20 protein-coding genes and 1 tRNA gene are annotated in these 20,699 nt (G+C 69.8%); 4 read left to right on the forward strand and 17 right to left on the reverse strand.

Going from position 1 to position 20,699, the window contains the following annotated elements:
- Positions 1-526: 526 nt before the first annotated feature.
- From ACFYY8_RS32985 to ACFYY8_RS33030, 10 genes are all read right to left on the reverse strand, one after another.
- Positions 527-1,042 carry a hypothetical protein gene (locus ACFYY8_RS32985; protein WP_390047806.1) on the reverse strand — a complete coding sequence of 172 codons (516 nt, stop codon included), beginning with the start codon at positions 1,040-1,042 and terminating at the stop codon, positions 527-529.
- Entirely contained in the window at positions 1,039-1,548 is a 510-nt protein-coding gene (locus ACFYY8_RS32990; RefSeq protein WP_390047808.1) for a hypothetical protein, read from the reverse strand. Before ACFYY8_RS32990 ends, ACFYY8_RS32985 begins: the two co-directional genes overlap by 4 nt.
- Before the next feature lie 615 nt (positions 1,549-2,163).
- Positions 2,164-2,556: a 50S ribosomal protein L7/L12 gene (gene rplL, locus ACFYY8_RS32995; protein ID WP_352014742.1), complete on the reverse strand. Its 393-nt coding sequence runs from the start codon at positions 2,554-2,556 to the stop codon at positions 2,164-2,166.
- Positions 2,557-2,641: 85 nt separating this feature from the next.
- Positions 2,642-3,166, reverse strand: coding sequence for a 50S ribosomal protein L10 (gene rplJ / locus ACFYY8_RS33000; protein ID WP_352014741.1), 525 nt, complete (start codon positions 3,164-3,166; stop codon positions 2,642-2,644).
- Positions 3,167-3,545: 379 nt separating this feature from the next.
- Complete coding sequence (locus tag ACFYY8_RS33005; RefSeq protein WP_386188470.1) at positions 3,546-4,382, reverse strand: DUF1396 domain-containing protein; 837 nt, start codon at positions 4,380-4,382, stop codon at positions 3,546-3,548.
- A gap of 152 nt (positions 4,383-4,534) precedes the next feature.
- Complete coding sequence (rplA, locus tag ACFYY8_RS33010) at positions 4,535-5,248, reverse strand: 50S ribosomal protein L1 (protein ID WP_352014739.1); 714 nt, start codon at positions 5,246-5,248, stop codon at positions 4,535-4,537.
- A gap of 156 nt (positions 5,249-5,404) precedes the next feature.
- Entirely contained in the window at positions 5,405-5,836 is a 432-nt protein-coding gene (rplK, locus tag ACFYY8_RS33015) for a 50S ribosomal protein L11 (RefSeq protein WP_184712590.1), read from the reverse strand.
- Between the two features lie 116 nt (positions 5,837-5,952).
- Positions 5,953-6,738: a transcription termination/antitermination protein NusG gene (nusG, locus tag ACFYY8_RS33020; protein ID WP_390047811.1), complete on the reverse strand. Its 786-nt coding sequence runs from the start codon at positions 6,736-6,738 to the stop codon at positions 5,953-5,955.
- 66 nt (positions 6,739-6,804) lie between these two features.
- Positions 6,805-7,053: a preprotein translocase subunit SecE gene (gene secE, locus ACFYY8_RS33025; RefSeq protein ID WP_352014737.1), complete on the reverse strand. Its 249-nt coding sequence runs from the start codon at positions 7,051-7,053 to the stop codon at positions 6,805-6,807.
- 75 nt (positions 7,054-7,128) lie between these two features.
- A tRNA-Trp gene (locus ACFYY8_RS33030) sits at positions 7,129-7,201 on the reverse strand.
- 260 nt (positions 7,202-7,461) lie between these two features.
- On the opposite strand from ACFYY8_RS33030, the gene ACFYY8_RS33035 reads away from it, so the two are divergent.
- Both ACFYY8_RS33035 and ACFYY8_RS33040 read left to right on the forward strand, forming a co-directional pair.
- Complete coding sequence (locus ACFYY8_RS33035) at positions 7,462-8,667, forward strand: pyridoxal phosphate-dependent aminotransferase (RefSeq protein WP_390047814.1); 1,206 nt, start codon at positions 7,462-7,464, stop codon at positions 8,665-8,667.
- Between the two features lie 136 nt (positions 8,668-8,803).
- Positions 8,804-9,835, forward strand: a complete 1,032-nt coding sequence (locus ACFYY8_RS33040) for an adenosine deaminase (protein ID WP_390047816.1) — start codon at positions 8,804-8,806, stop codon at positions 9,833-9,835.
- On the opposite strand, the gene ACFYY8_RS33045 is transcribed toward ACFYY8_RS33040, so the two are convergent.
- Positions 9,832-11,697, reverse strand: coding sequence for an ATP-binding protein (locus tag ACFYY8_RS33045; protein WP_390047818.1), 1,866 nt, complete (start codon positions 11,695-11,697; stop codon positions 9,832-9,834). The two genes, ACFYY8_RS33040 and ACFYY8_RS33045, sit on opposite strands and share 4 nt — an antisense overlap.
- A gap of 32 nt (positions 11,698-11,729) precedes the next feature.
- Positions 11,730-13,772 (reverse strand): ATP-binding protein, encoded by a 2,043-nt coding sequence (locus ACFYY8_RS33050; RefSeq protein WP_390047820.1) that lies wholly within the window; start codon positions 13,770-13,772, stop codon positions 11,730-11,732.
- A gap of 360 nt (positions 13,773-14,132) precedes the next feature.
- Between ACFYY8_RS33050 and ACFYY8_RS33055 the strand changes: the two genes are divergently transcribed.
- Positions 14,133-14,864, forward strand: a complete 732-nt coding sequence (locus ACFYY8_RS33055) for a class I SAM-dependent methyltransferase (protein WP_352014732.1) — start codon at positions 14,133-14,135, stop codon at positions 14,862-14,864.
- A 192-nt stretch (positions 14,865-15,056) separates the two neighbouring features.
- Positions 15,057-15,209 carry a hypothetical protein gene (locus tag ACFYY8_RS33060; RefSeq protein WP_390047822.1) on the forward strand — a complete coding sequence of 51 codons (153 nt, stop codon included), beginning with the start codon at positions 15,057-15,059 and terminating at the stop codon, positions 15,207-15,209.
- A 51-nt stretch (positions 15,210-15,260) separates the two neighbouring features.
- Here ACFYY8_RS33060 and ACFYY8_RS33065 read toward each other — a convergent pair whose 3' ends face one another.
- The 5 genes from ACFYY8_RS33065 to ACFYY8_RS33085 form a co-directional block, all read right to left on the reverse strand.
- A complete protein-coding gene (locus ACFYY8_RS33065) occupies positions 15,261-16,412 on the reverse strand; it encodes an acetyl-CoA C-acetyltransferase (RefSeq protein WP_390047824.1) in 1,152 nt (383 codons plus the stop codon).
- 70 nt (positions 16,413-16,482) lie between these two features.
- A complete protein-coding gene (locus tag ACFYY8_RS33070) occupies positions 16,483-17,970 on the reverse strand; it encodes a DUF2079 domain-containing protein (RefSeq protein WP_390047825.1) in 1,488 nt (495 codons plus the stop codon).
- A gap of 5 nt (positions 17,971-17,975) precedes the next feature.
- Positions 17,976-18,785: a class F sortase gene (locus ACFYY8_RS33075; RefSeq protein WP_390047827.1), complete on the reverse strand. Its 810-nt coding sequence runs from the start codon at positions 18,783-18,785 to the stop codon at positions 17,976-17,978.
- Positions 18,786-18,797: 12 nt separating this feature from the next.
- Positions 18,798-19,703: a hypothetical protein gene (locus ACFYY8_RS33080; protein WP_390047829.1), complete on the reverse strand. Its 906-nt coding sequence runs from the start codon at positions 19,701-19,703 to the stop codon at positions 18,798-18,800.
- Positions 19,704-19,882: 179 nt separating this feature from the next.
- Complete coding sequence (locus ACFYY8_RS33085; RefSeq protein WP_390047831.1) at positions 19,883-20,665, reverse strand: class I SAM-dependent methyltransferase; 783 nt, start codon at positions 20,663-20,665, stop codon at positions 19,883-19,885.
- Positions 20,666-20,699 lie beyond the last annotated feature (34 nt).

Below are 20,699 nucleotides of genomic sequence, written 5' to 3' on the forward strand. Positions count from 1 at the left end.
TTCGAGCGGCTCCTGAATACGTGCGAACGACACGCGACGGGGACCAGCGGGTACGGCGGAGGCGTTGCGCGAGGCTGCCAACAGATGTCCTTCCGAGGGCTCGCGGCGGACTGACTACACGCACGCCAGACGACCATGCATCGGAGCACCAAAAGAAGCGGGTCGTCAAAGGGCAGCGCAAAGGGGCAGTGTAGCCGAACGGCATACACCTGTCCAGTTCACCCTCGCTGCGCTCTCCACGTTGGTCGCAGCATCGCCCGTCAGAGCCGAAACGTCAAGCCCGTGAGCCGACATTTCAGCCAAGGAACAGCCGAGCCGCTGGGAGTTTTCCCATCGTGTGACCTGCGCAACCACCAGCCCCAAGACGATACCCGCGCCTCGGGGAGGCTAACGCCTCGCCCTACGAAGCTTCGACCGTCAGGCGTACACACGACCGACGATCGACCCTGCGATGAACGATGTACCCGGCCACAAACCAGCTCTAAACGCAGACTTTGATAACAATTGAATGAAGCGCCACGCCAACCTAGTGAGGCGGCGGGTTTCCCAGCAGGGTGGACAGCTCGGAGACGAGCCAGTGGGAGTCCTGTCTGACCATGACCAGCCGGGCCCTGTTCTGCCTGATCTGGCGCCGGGGCTGCTTGTCCCCCGGCATGGTCCGCACGGTGTTCATGTTCACGAACAGCAGGACCTCGACCCGGTCTGCGCGCGCCGACTCGACCCCGGCCCCGGCCACCGTCGCCTGCTGGACGGCGCGCTCCTTCCTGGCCGTCGGCACCAGGCTCGTGGTGAGCTGCCGGTAGTACTGGCTGAGGTTTCCCGTGGTATATCCCCGAGCCCGTGCGAAATCCTGTTCGATAGTACGGTAGTCGTACGACAGCATGTCGGCGGCGACGGAGCGGGCGGTCGCGAGCGCCTCCCGTCCGGCGGCCTCGTCCGAACGCAGTCGGCTCAGATCCGCGAACATGATCCACACCACCGCGGCGAGCGAGAGCGCGACGGCGGTCATCACCCCGACCAGGAGGAGGGAGACCCGCGTCACAGGACCAGCTCCGTCTTCGAGACGAGCCAGGCGGTCCCGATCTTGGTCACTTCCATGTTCCACTGGTAGAACCGTTCCTGCGGGGGCTGTTTACTGCCCTCCCAGCGGATGACGGCGTCCCCGACGACCATCACCCTGGCGACGTTCCCCTTCATCGAGACGAGCCCGGAGGCACGGAGCGCGCCCGTCTGGAGAACCTTGCCCCTGAGCGTCGTCTCTTTGAGCGTCGTGACGTTCCTGGCGTACTCCGCCCTCGCCGCGCCGGTTGACGTGTCCAAGATGCGTTTGATGTCGGAGTCCACGGTCCGGTGACCGACCGAGAGCAGATCCAGGGCGTGTGATCCCGCCGCCCGTATCGCGGCCTCCCTGTCGTCGGCCTCCGCCTGGGCCTGCGCAAGCGCCGAGCGCAGCCAGAACGCCGCGCCGAGCAACGCCACGATCAACAGGGCCAGCACCAACCCGGCGACCCTCAGCGGGCGAGCCCGCCGAGCAGCGTTCACCGCCATGCGCTCTCTCCCATCGCGGGTCCGTCGGAACACGGACCGGTGATCACGTGGCGCCGGCCGTTCAGGCCGAAAGCTCCCCGATCGCCGGATCATAACCCGCCAAACGGATCGTCATGGAGGGCTTTGCCCACCTCCCCGGGAGCCGCCCTCTCATAACAGGAAAAAGATATCCCGAACCAGGCCGCTGATCCCGTGGCCCTCTCCATCCCGAACCACCGATCTCGTGGCTCAGGCGCTCGGGCACCACCGATAAACGACCTTCGGGCTCACGCGGGGAAATGCCACCCGGTGCCCCGCCGTACGGCCCGGCGAGCTCTTCGGGGCATCAGCCCAAACCCATTTCAGGGCATTTAATGGCGATTTAGCGAACAAACCGCCCATAAGACCATAAATCATGAGAAGTTCGTCACGAGGAAGCCGGCCGAAGGCATGAGAGCGTCGTACGGACGGCCCTCCGCCGAGCCCCTTACCTAACCCCAGGCAGGCTCTGACACGTCCTTGACGGGCCTCTGACGGGCCGGAAAAGCAGAAAGAGCGGGCCACCGGCACTAGGTGGACCGCTCTTTCCGTTGAGTCTCGTCGAGCTCTCCTACGAGGCCTTCAGGCCAGGTGGGACTACTTGACGGTGACGGTGGCGCCGGCGCCCTCGAGGGCAGCCTTGGCCTTCTCCGCCTGCTCCTTGTTGACCTTGCCGTCGAAGACGGGCTTGGGGGCGCCGTCAACGAGGTCCTTGGCCTCCTTGAGGCCCAGGCTCGTCAGGGCGCGGATCTCCTTGATGACCTGGATCTTCTTGTCGCCGGCAGCCTCGAGGATGACGTCGAACTCGTCCTGCTCCTCGGCCTCTTCGGCCGGAGCGGCGCCACCGGCGGCCGGGGCGGCGGCCACGGCGACGGGGGCGGCGGCCTTGACGTCGAAGGCGTCCTCGAAGAGCTTCACGAAGTCGGCCAGCTCAAGGAGGGTCATCTCCTTGAACGACTCGAGCAGCTCGTCAGCGGTGAGCTTCGCCATGATGATTCCTCCGTATGGATCAAAAAACTGAGAATTCGGGACCGCGGTATATATGCGCTAATCCCCTGAGTCCGCCAGCGCGGACCTACTCGCCCGCCTCTTCGCGCTTGGCGCGCAGAGCCTCGACGAGCTGAGCCATGTTGGTGGGCAGCGCGTTGAAGACGGCGGCGGCATGGGCCTGCTTCGCCTTCATGGCACCGGCCAGCTTCGCGAGGAGGACCTCGCGCGACTCAAGGTCGGCAAGCTTGCTGATCTCGGCCGGGTTCATCGACTTGCCGTCGACGACACCGCCCTTGATGACCAGGAGGGGATTGGCCTTGGCGAAGTCACGCAGACTCTTGGCGGCCTCGACCACGTCGCCTTCGACGAACGCGATCGCCGACGGACCCGCGAGCAGGTCGTCGAGCTCGCTGATCCCGGCCTGGTTGGCCGCGATCTTGGTCAGCGTGTTCTTCACCACGGCGAACTTCGCATGCTCACCGAGCGAGACGCGCAGCTGCTTGAGCTGAGCGACGGTGAGACCGCGGTATTCGGTCAGAACGGCAGCGTTGGAGCCTTCGAAGCTGCTCCGCAGCTCGGCTACAGCCGTCGCCTTTTCCGCCTTCGCCATGGGCCTCCTTCCAGATGTTGCCACCGGCAAGGGGCCACAGACGCGAACAAGCCCCGGGCGCAGGCGCACGGGGCTCACATGAGGAGGTCAGTCCAAATGGAAACTCACATCACACCTGCGCTGGTCGTCCACGAAGTGGAACCTTGGGTCGTCGAACCATGAGGCCTGACGACAACCGGCGGTCTTCGGCGTTGACAGCATACGCCCTGGCGGGAGGAACGCCAAACCGGGCTCCGCTCGGGAAGGAATCCGGGAAACACGACGGCCCGCCTCCCCCGGTGCGATGGGAGAGGCGGGCCGTACACGAGTCCCGTGGTCACCCCGGGCGGGGGTTCCACGAGCCTGTTCCCAGCGGGCCCTCAGTGGCCCTCAGTGGTCCTCAGTGGCCGCTCGGGACGGGGTTCTTCGGCAGGTCGCCCACCTGCTCGGCGGGCGGGGCCGCGATCGTCACGGGCTCGTTGAAGCCCTTGAAGAGCGCGGTCAGGTTGAACGACTCACCGTTCTTCGAGCCGCTGAGCGTGACCTTGCGGGGCAGGCTCTGACCGTCGGCCCACAGGTCGAACTTCACGTCCTTGACCGACGAGAGTCGCTCCTTGAGCGGCTCCTGCTTGGCCGGGTCGAGCACCTGGGCGGCCTCGGCCACCGGGAAGGTGCCGCTGTAGTGGGTCGTCTCGGTCCCGCCGACCGTCTCGGTGCCCACGGCCTTGACGTCCTTGGACGCGGTGAGCAGCTTGACCGTCGCGGCGAGGTCGAACTGCCTGGCCTGCTCCAGGAAGCTCCTGACACCCTTCTGGCCCTCGGCGTCGATGTCGGAGATCGAGGCCTTGAGCCAGGGCTTGTTCGCCCCCGCGAACCTGGCGAGCAGCTGCGACTTCAGGTAGACCGTGTCACCGGTGAAGATCGCCCTGGCTCCGCCGGGGACGTTCTGCCCGTCGAAGTTGATCGTGTCCAGCGTGATGTCGGTCGCCAGCTGAGGCTGGCTCTGGTAGACCACGCTGCCCTGGATCTTGCCCGCGCCCCTGTCGCCACCTGTGGCGTCAAGGACGAGGTCCGCGGAGTACGAGGTGACCTCCCCGGCCCTCTGCGCGCTCTGCTGAACCGCCTCGGCGGCGGCCAGTTTGACGTTTCCGAGGGTTCCGGTGCTCTGCGCACCGCATCCCGTGACCGCGATCAGAGCGGCCGCTCCCAGTGTCAGTGCGGGAGCCAATCGGCGCATTGGTCTTCACTCCTTCGTGTCCCCCGATGGACTTGTTTATGACCATACGCCGGGCAATCCCGGCACGCTTCCTCCATAGGAACGAAGAAAGGCCTCAACCGAATGGCCATTCGGTTGAGGCCTTTCCGAGAAGGCGTCTGCTAGCGGACGTCTCAGGCGTCGAGCTCGGCGGTCAGCGCCCGCGTCACGTTCGGGTCGACCGGGATGCCGGGGCCCATGGACGTGGAGAAGGTGACCTTCTTCAGGTAACGGCCCTTGGCGGCGGACGGCTTCAGACGCAGCACCTCTTCGAGGGCGGCGGCGTAGTTCTCGACCAGCTGACGCTCGCCGAAGGACACCTTGCCGATGATGAAGTGCAGGTTCGCGTGCCGGTCGACACGGAACTCGATCTTGCCGCCCTTGATGTCGGTGACGGCCTTGCCGACGGCCGGGGTGACGGTGCCGGTCTTGGGGTTGGGCATGAGGCCACGGGGGCCGAGCACGCGGCCGAGGCGGCCGACCTTGCCCATGAGGTCGGGGGTCGCGACGACGGCGTCGAAGTCGAGACGGCCCTTGGCGACCTCGTCGATCAGCTCGTCGGCGCCGACGATGTCGGCGCCCGCGGCGCGGGCCTCCTCGGCACGGTCACCGGTCGCGAAGACCAGGACCCGGGCGGTCTTACCGGTGCCGTGCGGGAGGTTGACGGTGCCGCGCACCATCTGGTCGGCCTTGCGGGGGTCGACGCCCAGTCGCAGCGCGACCTCGACGGTCGCGTCGAACTTGGTGACGCTGGTCCCCTTGGCGAGCTTCGCCGCCGCGGCCGGGCTGTAGAGGTTCTCGCCGTCGACCTGTGCGGCCGCCGCGCGGAATGCCTTGCTGCGCTTCACTTGCTCACTCCTGTGAATCCGAGTGTCCGTGGTGCGGGCCAGCGCCTGGCCCTTCCACTCACTTCGATGTCCTGGTGACGGACGCGACCACCGTCGTGTTCCGCCGTTTTCCGATCCGTCGCCGGATCACCGGCTCGGGATCGAGTCGCCCTGTCGTCAGTCGGCGATCGTGATGCCCATCGACCGGGCGGTGCCGGCGATGATCTTCTCGGCCGCCTCGATGTCGTTGGCGTTGAGGTCCTGCATCTTGGTCTCGGCGATCTGGCGCAGCTGCTCCTTGGTGAGCTTGCCGACCTTGTCCTTCTGCGGGACGGCCGAGCCCTTCGCCACACCGGCGGCCTTCTTGATCAGCTCAGGCGCCGGAGGCGTCTTCGTGACGAAGGTGAAGGAACGGTCCTCGAAGATGGTGATCTCAACGGGGATGATGTTGCCGCGCTGGGCTTCGGTGGCAGCGTTGTACTGCTTGACGAAGTCCATGATGTTGACACCGTGCGGACCGAGGGCGGTACCGACCGGCGGAGCGGGCGTGGCCTGGCCAGCGGGGAGCTGGACCTTGACCAGTGCCGCGATCTTCTTCTTAGGAGGCATGGTTCTTCTCCGGGTCCTAATCGGGGTGATGCGGCTCCCACGCAGACACGGGGAGCATGTCGGAAGGCCGTGCTTCGCGAGACACGGCCACCGAACGTCTTAGTTTATGTGATCGGTCAGATCTTCGAGACCTGGTTGAACGAGAGCTCAACCGGGGTCTCGCGACCGAAGATCGACACGAGGACCTTGAGCTTCTGCGACTCGGCGCTGATCTCGCTGACCGTGGCGGGCAGGGTCGCGAAGGGGCCGTCCATGACCGTGACGGACTCGCCGACCTCGAAGTCGACGGTCGCGGCCGTGGCCTTGACGGTCGACTTCTTGGCCTCTTCCGAGGGCTCGGGAGCCAGCAGCTTGGCCACCTCGTCCAGGCTCAGCGGGCTGGGCTTGTTCGACAGGCCGACGAAGCCGGTCACACCGGGCGTGTTGCGCACCGCGGACCAGGACTCGTCGGTGAGTTCCATCCGGACCAGCACGTAGCCGGGCAGCACCCGCTCCTTGACCAGCTGACGCTTGCCGCTCTTCACCTCGGTCACGTGGTGCGTCGGCACCTCGACCTGGAAGATGTAGTCCTCCATGTTGAGGGACTGCGTGCGGGTCTCGATGTTCGACTTCACGCGGTTCTCGTAACCGGCGTAGGAGTGGATGACGTACCACTCGCCGTACTGACCGCGCAGATGGCGCTTGAACTCCTCGACCGGGTCGACATCGGGCAGGACGTCGCCGTCCTCGTCGACCTCACCGGTCTGCCCGGCCTCTTCTGCCTCGTCCTCGTCGACGTCGGCCGTGACCTCGTCGGTCTCGGTGTCGGCGTCGAGCGAGTCCTCCGCGACGTCGACGACCTGCTCCGGCTCGTCAGTCCGCTCTTCGCGGGACTCGCCGGCCGGCTGTGGAGACTCGGACACGGTGGCTCATTCTCTTTCGTCGATGGGCTGATGAAATTACGGGGGGCGATCCGCCGGGGTCCGGCCTCAGGCTCCGCCGAAGATCCGCAGCACACCTTCGGTGAGCAACGCGTCGAGTCCGGACACGACCCCGACCATGATCAGAACGAAGACCATGACAATCGTGGTGTACGAGAGAAGCTCTTTGCGCGTAGGCCAGATGACCTTGCGTAGTTCAGCGATGATCTGCCGATAGAAAAGGGCGGGAGAAGTGCGCTTGGCCTTCTTCTCACCGCTCGGCTTGTCTGCGGTTTCGCCGCGCGTGTCGATCGCCACAGTCCTCACCTGCTTCGTCGAGTCCAACGCATGTCTGCGGCGCGCTAGACGCCCTGATGCGCGGACCGCTCCTCGCAGGGCACGAGGGACTCGAACCCCCAACCGCCGGTTTTGGAGACCGGTGCGCTACCAATTGCGCTAGTGCCCTAAGACATGAACCACCATACATCGGTTGGACCGAAGTTTGTCCGTGGCTCACGGGTCCCGGCCGCCGAGTTCGTGCACGCGGCGGTTAGGAACATGCGGGAGTCTACGTGGGAATGGCCCCCACGTCGAACCGGCAGGTGATCGACCTCTCGCCTCCCCCTGATCTCCCACGTCACAGCCCTTCCCCTCCCGTACGGCCCGCCGTACGGGAAAACCGACGGGAGGCGGGGTGCGCCTCACAGATCTGTAACCATGGAAGGCATGACCCGTCCTCGCATCTCAGCGCGCATCTCCGCGATCTCCGAGTCCGCCACACTCGCCGTGGACGCCAAGGCCAAGGCCATGAAGGCGGCGGGCCGCCCGGTCATCGGCTTCGGTGCGGGCGAGCCGGACTTCCCGACTCCCGACTACATCGTCGACGCCGCCGTGGAGGCCTGCCGCAACCCCAGGTTCCACAAGTACACCCCGGCCGGGGGCCTGCCCGAGCTGAAGCAGGCCGTCGCGGACAAGACACTGCGCGACTCCGGCTACCAGGTCGACGCGGCCCAGGTGCTGATCACCAACGGTGGCAAGCAGGCCGTCTACGAGGCCTTCGCCACGCTCCTCGACCCGGGTGACGAGGTTCTGGTCGTCGCCCCCTACTGGACGACCTACCCCGAGGCCATCAAGCTCGCGGGCGGCGTCCAGGTGGACGTGGTGACCGACGAGACCACCGGTTACCTCGCGAGCGTCGAGCAGTTCGAGGCGGCCCGCACCGAGCGCACCAAGGCCCTGCTGTTCGTCTCCCCGTCCAACCCGACGGGTGCGGTCTACTCGCCCGAGCAGGTCGAGGCGATCGGCCGCTGGGCGGCCGAGCACGGGCTGTGGGTGGTCACCGACGAGATCTACGAGCACCTCACCTACGGCGGCGCGACGTTCGCGAGCATCGCGACCGTCGTCCCCGAGCTGGGTGACCGGGTCGTCGTGCTGAACGGCGTCGCCAAGACCTACGCCATGACCGGCTGGCGGGTCGGCTGGCTGATCGGCCCGAAGGACGTCGTCAAGGCCGCGACCAACCTGCAGTCGCACGCCACCTCCAACGTCTCGAACGTGGCCCAGGCCGCCGCCCTGGCCGCCGTGTCCGGTGATCTGTCGGCCGTGGCGAAGATGCGTGAGGCCTTCGACCGCCGCCGCCAGACCATGGTCCGCATGCTCAACGAGATCCCGGGCGTGCTCTGCCCCGAGCCCAGGGGCGCCTTCTACGCCTACCCGTCGGTCAAGGAGCTGCTGGGCAGGGACTTCGGCGGCAGGCGTCCCGAGACGTCCGCCCAGCTGGCCGAGCTCATCCTTGAGGAGGCCGAGGTCGCCCTCGTTCCCGGCGAGGCCTTCGGCACCCCCGGCTACTTCCGTCTCTCCTACGCGCTCGGCGACGAGGACCTCGTCGAGGGCGTGAGCCGGGTGGCCAAGTTCCTCGGCCAGGTCGGCTGAGGCTCACCTGAGAACGGTCTGAGATCCACCGCCGGGCGGCGTGCACCGCGCCGCCCGGCGTCCCGCCCTCAGGCGCCGTGGGAGCGGGTTCGGCGTGTGGCACCGTGCGGTGCCCGGCATACGGCACCATATGGAAATGCCACGCCCGCTCACCGACCTGCCAAAGGCCCACCTCCACCTGCACTTCACCGGCTCGATGCGGCACACGACCCTGATCGAGCTCGCCCGTGAGCAGGGTCTGCACCTGCCGGACGCGCTTGAGCAGGACTGGCCGCCCCGGCTGCGGGCGACCGACGAGCGGGGCTGGTTCCGTTTCCAGCGGCTCTACGACATCGCGCGGGCGGTGCTGCGGCGGGAGTCCGACGTCTACCGGCTGCTGCGGGAGGCCGCGGAGGACGAGGTCGCCGAGGGGTCGCGCTGGCTGGAGATCCAGGTCGACCCCTCGGGATACGCCCACCGGTTCGGCGGTCTCACCCCCACCCTTGAGCTGATGCTCGACGCGGCACGCCAAGCCTCGGCGCACGCGGGCATCGGAGTGGCGCTCGTGGTCGCCGCCAACCGCACGAAGCACCCCCTGGACGCCAAGACGCTCGCCAGGCTCGCCACGCACCACATGGACCAGGGCGTCGTCGGTTTCGGGCTGTCCAACGACGAGCGCAGGGGCCGGGCCCGTGACTTCGACGGAGCCTTCAGGCTTGCCAGGCGGGCCGGGCTGCTGGCCGTACCGCACGGTGGGGAGCTGATGGGGGCGGCCAGTGTGGCCGAGTGCCTCGACGAGCTCGGCGCCGACCGGGTCGGACACGGCGTACGGGCGGCCGAGTCGCCACGGCTGATGGAGCGTCTGGCGGACCGGCAGGTCACGTGTGAGGTCTGCCCGACCTCCAACGTCGGCCTCGGAGTGGCCGAACGGCCGCAGGACGTGCCGCTGCGGCGGCTGTTCGAGGCGGGGGTGCCCATCGCGCTCGGTGCCGACGACCCGCTGCTGTTCGGCGCCAGGCTGCTGCCCCAGTACGAGCTGGCCAGGCAGGTGTACGGCTTCCGCGACGCGGAGCTGGCCGAGCTGGCCCGGCAGTCGATCAGGGCCTCCGCCACCCCCGAGAGCGTCCGCAAGGGGATCCTCAGGGAGATCGACGAGTGGCTGGCCTCCCCTGACCCCGAGGGCGTCTAGGGCTCTTTGAGGGCCAGGCTGGTGGCGGCGTCGAGGGGCAGGCCCTCGACGGGGAGGGCCTCCGGGACGGCGATCGAGGCCAGCAGCGGCGGGCGCAGGTGCTCGCCGCCGAGCGCCGTCCAGGCGTCGCGGGCCGCGGCCAGCAGTTCCAGGCCCTCCTGTGACCGCCGTTCGGCGACGGCGAGCGCGCCGAGCAGTTCGACCCCGGCGGCCTGCGCCGTACGGTCGTCGAACAGGCGGGCGGTGCGCAGGGCCTCGCGGGCGTGCTCCCCGGCGGCGGTGAGGTCTCCGCGCAGATAGTCGGCGTGGGCGCGCAGGTGGCACAGGTGGGAGCGGGTCCACAGGTCCTCGTAGGTCTCGCAGAGGTCGAGCCCCTCGACGAGGACGCCGACGGCCGCCTCGACGTCTCCCAGGGTCAGCAGGCAGGCGGCCACCACGGCGTAGCCGGGCAGCAGGCCGGGGAAGGCGCGTCCCGCCGAGTGGTGGCGGTCGCGGGCCGCCCTGATGCCGAGCACGGCGCGGGTGGCCTGCCCCCGCTGGGCGGCGACCTGGGCGGCCAGCTGGGCCACGTAGGCGCCCGCGTGGCCGCCGGGGTCGGCCTCGCGGCACTCGGAGAGCCGCTCCTCGGCTCCGAGCAGGTCTCCCTGGAGGCTGGCGACCCAGGCGCAGACCCACAGCGCCCTGGTCCGCGCCGGTCCCCGCCGAGGGTCCGTGGCGAGGGCGCGGTCGAGATAGCCGCGCCCCTCGGCGTGCATCCCGCAGCACACCCACAGGATCCACAGCGCCCCGGCCAGTTCGAGACCGGTCCCCGCCTCCAGGCCCGTCTCCAGTGCCTGGGCGAGGTTGGCCGCCTCGACGCGGAGCCTGTGGTGCCAGCGCACCTGGCGGCGTGGCCACTCGCGTTCGGCGTTGCGGGCCAGGGCCAGGTAGAAGTCGTGGTGGCGCAGCCGTACCTCCTCCTGCTGACCGAGCAGGGCCAGCCAGCCCGCGCCGAACTCGCGGGTGGCGCCGGGCATCAGGAAGCGGACCCCGGCGTGGGTCTCCCTGCGCAGCAGCACGGACTTGTCGACCAGGCCGGTGACCACGTCGATCATGTCCTGGGCGCGCAGCGTCTCGTCCCGGCAGACGTAGGTCGCCGCCTCCAGGTCGAACTCGCCGGGGAAGACCGAGACGCGGGCCCAGAACAGTCGTTCCCGCTCGGTGCACAGCTGGTGGCTCCACCCGATGCAGGTGGCCAGCGCCCGGTGCCTTGAGGGGCCCTGCCGCTCCTCGTCGACGAGCAGGGCCAGGTGTTCGCCCAGGTTCGCGACGAAGTCCGCGACGGGCATCGTGCGCAGCCGTACGGCGGCCAGTTCGATCGCCAGTGGCAGGCCGTCCAGCCTGTCGCACACCTCGGTGAGGCTCTCGCGCGTCCCGGCGGGCCAGGCGTCGCCGAGACCGGTGAGCAGGGCGTAGGCGTCCGGGGTGGGGAGGCCGGCCAGCACCCACAGGTGTTCGCCGGGGACGGCCAGCGACTGGCGGCTGATCGCCAGGATGCGGAGTTCGGGGTCGGTGGCGAGCAGTTCGCCGACCAGGGAGGCGACGTCGTCCACCAGCGCCTCGCAGGTGTCGAGCACGAGCAGGGATCCGGCCGAGACGGCCAGGGCCTCGGTGACGGCGGGGGCCAGCGCCTGCGGTCCGCCGACCTCGGCGACCTCCGCGACGTCGACGACCGCGGGCTCGGGGACGAGTGTCCTGGCGAGTTCGAGGCCGAGCCTGGTCTTGCCGACACCGCCCGCCCCCGACAGGGTGACGAGCCGTACCCGCTCGAAAAGGGCTGTGATCTCCGCGACCTCGCCCTGCCTACCGACGAATGCACTCATTCCGCAGTCTCCTCGCGGCGTGGGCATTCATGCTAAAGGTGACCGAAGCCGTCTGTGTCCCGGATGCGGGCGACAGTGGTGTCGATGTCCATGGCCATTCCCCTGGCGAACGCGCGTTCGTAGGCGAGGTCTCCGAGCAACGCCCTGGCCCGGCGCTCCGTGCGGGCCCTGGACGTCGCGTACGGCGAGGCGTCGGGAGTGGGCAGGCCCGCGGTCGTCCACATCCGGGCGGCCGCGCCGAGCAGGCGGGCGGCTCTGCGCCCGTCACCGCGCGCCACGGCGGTCGCGGCGAGCTGGTCGGTGGCCGCGGCCACGCCGAGCGGGTCGCGCAGGCACCACTTGGCGTCAAGCGCCGCGCGGGCGTAGGCCTCGGCCGCCTCGATCTCCCCTCTGCCGAGTTCGGCGAGCGAGCGCACGTGGTCGCCGTGGGAACGGGCCCACAGCTCGCCCCGTTCGGCGCACCTGGCCCACTGGCGCACGAGGACCTCGACGGCCGGGCCGAACTCCCCTCTGAGGCTGTGCGCCATCGCCAGTGTCGTCTCGGCGACGGGGAGACCGATGTGGGCGGCCCGTTCCGGGGCGGCCTGCTCGAACAGCCCGGCGGCCTGGGCGGCCAGACGCGCGGCCCCGTCGAGGTCGCCGAGGGCGAGCGCGGTCGCCGCCGCTCCCTGCCGGGCGCATCCGGCGGCGGCGAGGTCGCCCTCGGCCGTGGCCGCCGCGTACGCCTCGGCGGCCCTGCGCCTGGCCTCCGAGGTGTCGCCCGCGGCCAGCGCCGCCCATGAGCACACCCACAGGGCCTTGGTGCGGGCCGGGCCGGGGGTGATCTGCCGGTTGAGCAGCCGGTCCAGGTGCCGGTGTCCGAGGCCGGCCCTGCCGAGACAGCACCAGACGAACCAGAGCGAGGTGGCCATGTCGAAGCCCTCGTCGCGGGCCAGCGCGGCCTCCAGGTCCGGCATCGCCCGCCTGGCCCAGGCCGCCCAGCGGGCCTGGCGCGGGCCGTACCACTCGGCCTCCGCCCTGCGTGCCCCGGCCAGGAAGTGGTCGTGGTGGCGGGCGAGAACGGTCTCCTCCTCGCCCAGCAGCCGCAGCCACTGCCTTCCGTAGTCGCGGATCGTGCCGAGCATCCGGTAGCGCGGGCCGTCAGCGACCAGGATCGACCGGTCGGCGAGTCCGGACAACGCGAGCGTGGCCAGTCGTCCGTCGGCGCACACGGCCCACGCGTCGTCGGCGTCGAACCAGCCCTCGAAGACCGAGAGGCGGGCCCACAGCAGGCGTTCCCTCGGGTCGGACAGCTCGTGGCTGAGGCCGACCGCGGTGCGCATGCTCCGGTGCCGCCCGAGTGGGGCGCGGCTGCCGCCCTCCAGCAGGGCGAAGCGGTCGTCGAGCCGCTCGGTGAGCTGTGGCACGGACAGCGCCCGCAGCCGCCGTACGGCCAGTTCGATGGCGAGCGGGATGCCGTCGAGGCCGCGGCAGAGCCCGGCCACCTCGTGGGGGTCGAGGGCCGCGCCGGGCACCAGGGCCCTGGCCCGCTCGGTGAACAGCCGGACGGCGTCGCAGGTGGCGGCCTCGGCCCCCTCGGGTACGGGGAACGGCTCGACCGGCATCAGCCGTTCCCCGGCGAGCCCCAGAGGACCGCGGCCGGTGGCCAGCACCCGGATGTGCGGCGCCCGTGCCAGAACCTGGCGCAGCAGTTCCGCGCACGCCTCGGTGAGGTGGTCGCAGTCGTCGAGGACCAGCAGCAGCCGCCGGTCGGCGAGGAAGTCGGCGAGGACCTCCGCCTGGGGCCGTACGGCCTGCTCCGGCAGGCCGAGCGCGGCGGCGACGGTGTGGCCGACCAGGGCGCCGTTCTGCTCGGCGGACAGCGCGACGACCCACACCCCGTCGGGGAAGTCCCCGCGGAGCGTGGTCGCGGCCCTGAGCGCGAGTCTGGACTTGCCGACCCCGGCGACCCCGGTGAGGGTCACCAGAGGAGAGTGGCCGATCAGTGCGGCGAGTTCGCCGAGTTCCGCCTCCCGTCCTACGAGGTCACCCGTCTCCGCCGGCACGTTGTCCCGGCGCGTGCGCGTCTCCTCCACCGATTCCTCGCCCCTCCGCGTTAGATGGCCAGCCAACCATGGGAGCGCGGCCATCTCGGCCTGACGGAGGGTTCGCGGTTGTCCGTTCTTCTCCCGGGGCGCATATCTCACGCCGATACGCAGGTCAGCGGCCTTTTGCCGAAGTCCTTCGGGGTGGGATTCCTCCTCCGGGCCCTTCACCGTTTCGTCGGTGTCCGGTGTCTCCCCGGCCGTCGTGAAGGGGTTCCCAGGGGCGTCATGGGGGCGTTTCCGGAGTCGCCGCGGGGGAAGCGACACTAGACTCTTGCTGTTTCCCGGCCGTGGACGCCCTCCAAGTCGTGGGCGACGCGGCTCCCCGATGAGTGAGCTGGACGGAACCGCATGTCTGGGTATGACCGCGTAGTGCAACCGGCGGCCGGTGACGAGGCCCTGGAGAACCACCTGGGTGGGGACGAGGCCAGGAACTACCGGCAGTACGAGCTCGACATGGTCGCCCCGCACGTGGGGAAGTCCATGCTGGAGATCGGTTCGGGTCTCGGGCACTTCGCCGAGTCGTTCCTGCCCCGCCTGGACAGGCTGGTGGTCAGTGACTTCGACCCCTACTGCGTCGAGCAGCTCAACAAGCGCTTCGCCGAGCGCGACGACGTGGACGTGCTGCAGTTCGGCCTGCCGACCGACATCCCGATCGGTGAGAAGGTCGACACGGTCGTGATGATGAACGTCCTCGAACACATCGAGGAGGACGTCGAGGCGCTGCGCTCCCTGGCGAAGGTCACCGCGCCCGGCGGCCGGATCGTCATCTGGGTGCCGGGCTACATGCAGCTCTACGGAGACTTCGACCGCAAGGTCGGCCACGTCACCCGCTACACCCCCGCGACCCTGCGCAGCACGGTGTCCAAGGCGGGTCTGGACATCGACGTGCTCAAGCCGATCAACTTCCTGGGCGGCATCGCCTGGTGGGTGGCGGTCCGCAGGGGCGGTGTCGGCTATCCCGACCCGCGTCTGGTCAAGATCTACGACCGTACGGTCGTCCCGGCTACCCGGTTCATCGAGCGTTTCGTGCGTCCGCCGTTCGGCCAGACCGTCTTCTGCGTGGCCCGCGTCCCCCGGTAGAAAAACCCGTTGCACCGTACGGCGGGCCCGCCGTACGGTGGTCCGCATGTGGATCAACTCCTAGAAAGCAGGCGTTGACCGGCCGTCGCCGGTCCGCCCGCGCTCAGCTCTCTGGCCCCGTTCGTCTGACGCGGCAGCTGAGGTTCCGGCACGGCACAGACCGCGTCGTCATGATCTTCCTAAGGAGTCCATATGCGAATTCACGCTGCCAAAAAGCACCAGACCGTCACGCCTCGTATCCCGCTGCCCGAGCGGGCTCCGGCGCCCAGGCGGGTGCCGCTGCCGCCCGTTCCCGCCCGGCCCACCCGGCAGCCGCGCCGGATTCCCGGCCGGGGCGGTCGCTGACGGCTGACCGAAGGCGGTGTCCGCCCTGTTCCGGGTGGACACCGCCGGGTCTCAGCCGTCGAGGCGTTCGATGACGGTGACGTTGGCCTGGCCGCCGCCCTCGCACATCGTCTGCAGGCCGTACCGGCCGCCGGTGCGCTCCAGCTCGTGCAGGAGTTTGGTCATCAGGATCGCCCCGGTCGCCCCCAGGGGGTGTCCCAGAGCGATCGCGCCGCCGTTGGGGTTGACCCGCTCCGGGTCGGCGCCGATCTCCTTGAGCCAGGCCAGCGGCACCGGGGCGAAGGCCTCGTTGACCTCGAAGACGTCGATGTCGTCCACCGTGAGCCCGGCCCTGGCCAGGGCCTTCCTGGTCGCCGGGATGGGCGCGGTCAGCATGTAGACCGGGTCGTCGCCGGTGAGTGTCAGGGTGACGACGCGGGCCCTGGGGGTCAGGCCGTGCTCACGGACCGCCCGTTCCGAGGCGACCAGCAGGGCTCCGGAGCCGTCGGAGATCTGCGAGGAGGTCGCCGCGGTGATCCGGCCGCCCTCCCGCAGGGTCTTGAGGCCCGCCATCTTCTCCCGGGTGGTGTCCGCGCGGGGGCCCTCGTCGTTCTCGACGCCCGCGACGGGGACGATCTGGTCGCGGAAGCGGCCCTCGGCGACGGCTTCGAGCGCGCGCCGGTGGCTCTCGCAGGCGAAGCGCTCCAGTTCCTCGCGGCTCAGGTCCCACTTCTCGCACATCAGCTCGGCCCCGCGGAACTGGGAGATCTCCTGCCTGCCGTACCGCTCGGCCCAGCCGTCGCCGAACGGCGAGGGCAGGCCCTTCTCCAGGGCGGTGGTGACGGGGGAGCCCATCGGCACGACGCTCATGGACTCGACCCCGGCGGCGACCACGAGGTCCTGGGTGCCGGAGAGCACTCCCTGGGCGGCGAAGTGCAGCGCCTGCTGGGAGGAGCCGCACTGCCGGTCGACGGTCACCCCGGCGACGCTCTCCGGCAGCCCGGCCGACAGCCAGGCGGTGCGCGCGATGTCCATGCTCTGCGGGCCGAACTGCATGACACAGCCCATGATCACGTCTTCGATCGCGGACGGATCGACGCCGGTGCGCTCGACGAGCGCCCTGAGCGCGTGGGCCGCCAGGTCCGCGGGGTGGACGGTGGACAGCCCTCCTTGCTTCCTGCCGACCGGGGTGCGGACCGCCCCGACGATGTACGCCTCTGCCACGGTGCCTCCTGCTCACAGAACCGAGCATTGTTCGGTTACCAGCAGGTTACCTCGGTCGGCGTGGCGGTGGTCAGGACCGCTTGAGGACGACGTAGCCATCCCTGTCGAACACCTTGGTGTAGCCCGTGCGCAACGCCTCGTCCACCCGCTGCTGCTGCACCTCGGGACCCCCGAAGGGGAAGGTCCAGCGCGCCACGTCGGCCACGATCCACGGCGCGCCGTACGCCTGCGGGCCCCACAGCAGCACCGTCGTCCTGGCGCTGAGCGCGGGACCGACGTTGTTGGCCGCCTCGACCACCACCCCGTCGGGAACCGTGGCCACGGCCTCGCGCGCCGCCGCGACGGACGGCTCCTCGGTGAAGAAGGACGACTCGACGAGGTTGCCCAGGGCGAAGCGCGGCACGAGGGTGAGCCCGATCACGCAGACCGCGAAGGCCCAGTGCCCGGCCAGCGCCCGCGACCGCTCGGGGAAGCGCCCGCGCAGCCGCCCGGAGAGCCGGTGGACACCGTCCACGGCGGCGCAGACGAGGATGGCCGCGAGGAAGGCGTTGTACTGGAAGTCGGTCCCCCACCACTGCGGCCGGTCGGCCAGGAACCGTTCGACCAGCAGCGGGACGGCGACCAGGACCAGCGGGGACAGCAGCGCGGTCAGCAGCATCGGCCACAGCAGGAAGGCCATGGTGTCCACCTTGACCTCGGGGCTGACCATCTGCCACAGCGTGCCGAACGGGTCGCGGACGATGGACAGCGCCACCTCGCCAAGGGTCGCGCCGCGACTGCCGTACGCCCAGTGGAAGCCCTCGCCGCCCGAGCCGATCATCGGCATCACCACGCCGCGGATGAGCAGCAGCGCGCCGCCGCCCATCAGGACGAGGGCCGTCCCCTCAAGCCTGCGTCTGATCAGGAACAGGTAGACCCCGAACCCGGCGACCAGCAGGCCCATGTCCTCCTTGACCAGCAGGATGCCGACGGCGGCGAGGACGGCGTAGCGCGTCCTGCCCGCGTCCGCCCGCTCGATCATGATCGCGCTGAGCAGCGGGACGAACGCCACCTCGTGGAAGTCGAACCCGGCGGCCTGCGCGACCGGCCAGGAGACCAGGTAGGCGACCGCGACCAGGTGCGCGGGGACCGGGCCGAGACGGCGGCTCGTGTAGTGCCAGACGGGGACGGCGGCCAGCGAGAGCAGCGCCGCCTGCGCGACGATGAGGGTCCGCGGGTCGTCGTACACCCAGTACAGCGGGGCCAGGAAGGCCAGGATCGGCGAGAAGTGGTCGGCCGGCTGGACGAAGTCCATTCCCTGGTTGTAGAACATGCCGACCGAGGGGGCGACCGGCGGCCCGAAACTCGCGTACCCGCGCACCGCCTGGTCGAAGATGACCAGGTCGAAGATGCTCGCCTTGAACGCAGAGAACTTGACCAGCCCGAGCACGCTGTAGGCCGCGGTGGCCAGGGCGACGAGCACGCCGAGCGTCAGACCGTGCCGCCGCTCGCGCAGGAACGCCGGGACGTCGCGTGCCTTGTCCGTCCTGTCGACCGGCTCCTCTGCGGTCGTGGTCACCGCGCTCATGCTCTGCGGGTGCTCGTCATCGTCGCGTAGGCGATGACGTTGTCGGTGTAGTGGCCGGTCGTGCGGTTGTAGGTACCGCCACAGGTGATCACATGAAGCCGGGGGATCGGCGAGTCGCCGTATACGCGCTGTGTCGGGAACACCGTCTTGTCCGCCTGTTCGAGTCCGTCTACCGTGAAAACCGCGATGATGCCGTCCTGCCGCCGGACTTCGATCTCGTCGCCGTTCCTGATCTCGGCCAGGCGGCTGAAGACCGCGCTTCCCGAGCGCGTGTCCTTGTGCCCGAGCATGATCGCGGGACCGGCCTCGCCCGCCGTCGGCCCCGAACGGTACCAGCCGACCAGGTTCGGATTGCCGACCGACGGCACCTCGATCGCGCCTTTTTTGTCGAGCCCGACCGAGGTGATCGGCGCGTTGATGTTCAGCCGCTTGATGACCAGGCGCAGCGGGGTCGAGGGCTGCATCGCGGGGGCGGGAGGCAGACGCGGCTCGGGCGGCGGCGCGGTCGGATCGGCCCTGAAGTAGGGGTCGGCGGGCGTGGTCGCGTTGACCGCGCTGCGGGGCGGCAGCGTCGTACGCTGCTCGGCCAGGCCGTACCCGTCCGGGGAGACCGCCATCATCAGCAGGCCGACCAGCACCGTGACCACCCCGGCCGCCCCGGCGAGGATGAGCACCGAGCGCAGGATCCTGCCGCCCCCGGCCCGGTCACCGTACGGCTCCTCGTACTCCGGGTAGGGGTAGTACCCCTGGTCGTACGGCTGCGCGGGGTGCTCCGGCGGCCAGCCTTCCGGTGGCGGGGTGGTCATGCGGCGCCCCGGTCAGCCCCGGGTCGCCGTACGGCGCCGCAGCATCAACCCGCCGATCCCCGCCGCCATGATCATCGCCGTCCCGCCGAGGACGAACATCCTGGCGTCGGGACCGGCGTCTCCTCCCCCGCCCGTCGAGGCGCCGCCGCCGGGGGTCTCGGCGACGTGTCCGGACTTCCTGGGCTTGGGGGGCTTGGCGGTCTTGGTCTGGGTGATGGTCACGACCGGCTCGGGAGTGGTCGTCTCGGCCGGGGTGGTCGTCGGGGTGGTGGTCGCGGTCGTGGTCGGCGTGGTGGTGGCCGCGCCGGTCGGCTTGACGGTGACCAGCAGCGCGGCGGCGGTCGCCTCCGCCGGGGTGGCGATCAGGCAGTCGTAGATGAGGGTCTCCGTCCCGGTGCCGGTGCCCGTCTGGTGGCTGACGGAGAAGGCGTCCGGCCGGACCGTGACGACCCCGGCCGCGGTCGGGACCACGGTGACCAGCACGGTGGGCAGCGGGGGCAGCACCCCGTTGACGGCCACGACCCCGGGTGTCGTCGTGGCCAGGACCGAGTGGATGTCCCCCGTGGTGGTCGGCACGGGCCCGGAGATCGACGTGTCCGCCTCGATCACGATCCGGTCCCCCGCGGCGATGGCCACCGGGGCGACCAGGTTCGGCGGCGCGGGGGGCTGACCGGCCTTCCAGGTCACCACGACGGTCGCGCTCGGAGTGGGGGCCGTGAGGGGGCCCGACAGGTCCATCTGCATCTTGTAGGGTCCGGCGGTGCCGGCACCCGTGCCCGCGGTGCACGTGTAGGTGACCGGCTTGGCCACCGCCGTCATCGAGGCGATCGCGGGAACCGCGCCGAGGAGGATGCCCGCGCCGACCACTCCGGCTGCCGTCTTCGCCGCGACGCGACGACGCGTCTTGGACCTCAGCACAGTTACTCTCCGTTTCGGCACAGCTGACCGCTTTGGCGCGGTTGCCCACGATTCCAGGCGATGGTCACAGTCCGGCATAGATCCTATGAACACAAGCAGAGAGATGCACGTGTCTTGGCAAAACGGGCATAAATTCCGTCCTGTCTCATCAAGACAGTGCACGCCAGGAAAAAGACCTCTCAGGCGCGTAGTGCTCGGATCACCACCGTGGTGATCGGCAGCTCGAACTCACCCCGCGCGGTCTCCGGGGTCGAGCGCAGGTAGTCGGCGATCCTGCCCAGCAGTTCGGCGCGGTCTCCCTCGGGGAGCGTCAGCACGTGGGAGTGGGTGGCGATCGTGGCGACCATCGACTCGGCGGTCCTGCGCTGGCTGTGCGGGAACCAGGTCTGCTCGACAGGGCCGAACCACGGCTCCCCGAGTTCGAGCACGTCGGGACGCCACTGCGTGCGGGAGACCGTGCTGCGCGCGACCTCCTTCAGCCCGTTCACCCACGGCACCTGGTCGTCGTCGAGGTTCCACAGCCCCGCGACCACCCCGCCGGGCGCCAGGACCCTGGCCATCTCCGGTGCGGCCCGGTCGAGGTCGAACCAGTGCATCGCCTGCCCGACCAGGACCGCGTCGACCGAGCTGTCCGGCAGCGGGATCCGCTCCGCGCCGCCCGGCAGGGCCTCGACCCTGGGCAGCCGCACACGGAACTGGCGGAGCATGGCCGGGTCCGGCTCGACCGCGACGACGTCGGTGACGTGCCTCAGCAGCACCTCGGTCAGCTTTCCGGTCCCCGCGCCCAGGTCGAGGACGCGCGGGGGCCGCGAGCCCGTGACGGGTTCGAGCGCCCACAGCACGGCGGCGTCGGGGTAGTCGGGCCGCTCCCGCGCGTAGGCCTCAGCCTGGCCGCCGAACGATGACGCCCTGCGGGCCGCGGACTCGGGGTCGATGCCGGGGAAAGCACTGGGTCCACCCATGCCATCACGATATAGGTCCATATTTCATGGCTCA

The organism is Streptosporangium sp. NPDC001559 (assembly GCF_042893955.1).
Classification (GTDB): Bacteria; Actinomycetota; Actinomycetes; order Streptosporangiales; family Streptosporangiaceae; genus Streptosporangium.

Coding starts and splice junctions, on each gene's coding strand:
- ACFYY8_RS32990 (WP_390047808.1), bottom strand. CDS start 1,548: ATGGCGGTGAACGCTGCTCGGCGGGCTCGCCCGCTGAGGGTCGCCGGG.
- rplL (WP_352014742.1), bottom strand. CDS start 2,556: ATGGCGAAGCTCACCGCTGACGAGCTGCTCGAGTCGTTCAAGGAGATG.
- rplJ (WP_352014741.1), bottom strand. CDS start 3,166: ATGGCGAAGGCGGAAAAGGCGACGGCTGTAGCCGAGCTGCGGAGCAGC.
- ACFYY8_RS33005 (WP_386188470.1), bottom strand. CDS start 4,382: ATGCGCCGATTGGCTCCCGCACTGACACTGGGAGCGGCCGCTCTGATC.
- rplK (WP_184712590.1), bottom strand. CDS start 5,836: ATGCCTCCTAAGAAGAAGATCGCGGCACTGGTCAAGGTCCAGCTCCCC.
- ACFYY8_RS33035 (WP_390047814.1), top strand. CDS start 7,462: ATGACCCGTCCTCGCATCTCAGCGCGCATCTCCGCGATCTCCGAGTCC.
- ACFYY8_RS33040 (WP_390047816.1), top strand. CDS start 8,804: ATGCCACGCCCGCTCACCGACCTGCCAAAGGCCCACCTCCACCTGCAC.
- ACFYY8_RS33045 (WP_390047818.1), bottom strand. CDS start 11,697: ATGAGTGCATTCGTCGGTAGGCAGGGCGAGGTCGCGGAGATCACAGCC.
- ACFYY8_RS33055 (WP_352014732.1), top strand. CDS start 14,133: ATGTCTGGGTATGACCGCGTAGTGCAACCGGCGGCCGGTGACGAGGCC.
- ACFYY8_RS33060 (WP_390047822.1), top strand. CDS start 15,057: ATGCGAATTCACGCTGCCAAAAAGCACCAGACCGTCACGCCTCGTATC.
- ACFYY8_RS33075 (WP_390047827.1), bottom strand. CDS start 18,785: ATGACCACCCCGCCACCGGAAGGCTGGCCGCCGGAGCACCCCGCGCAG.
- ACFYY8_RS33085 (WP_390047831.1), bottom strand. CDS start 20,665: ATGGGTGGACCCAGTGCTTTCCCCGGCATCGACCCCGAGTCCGCGGCC.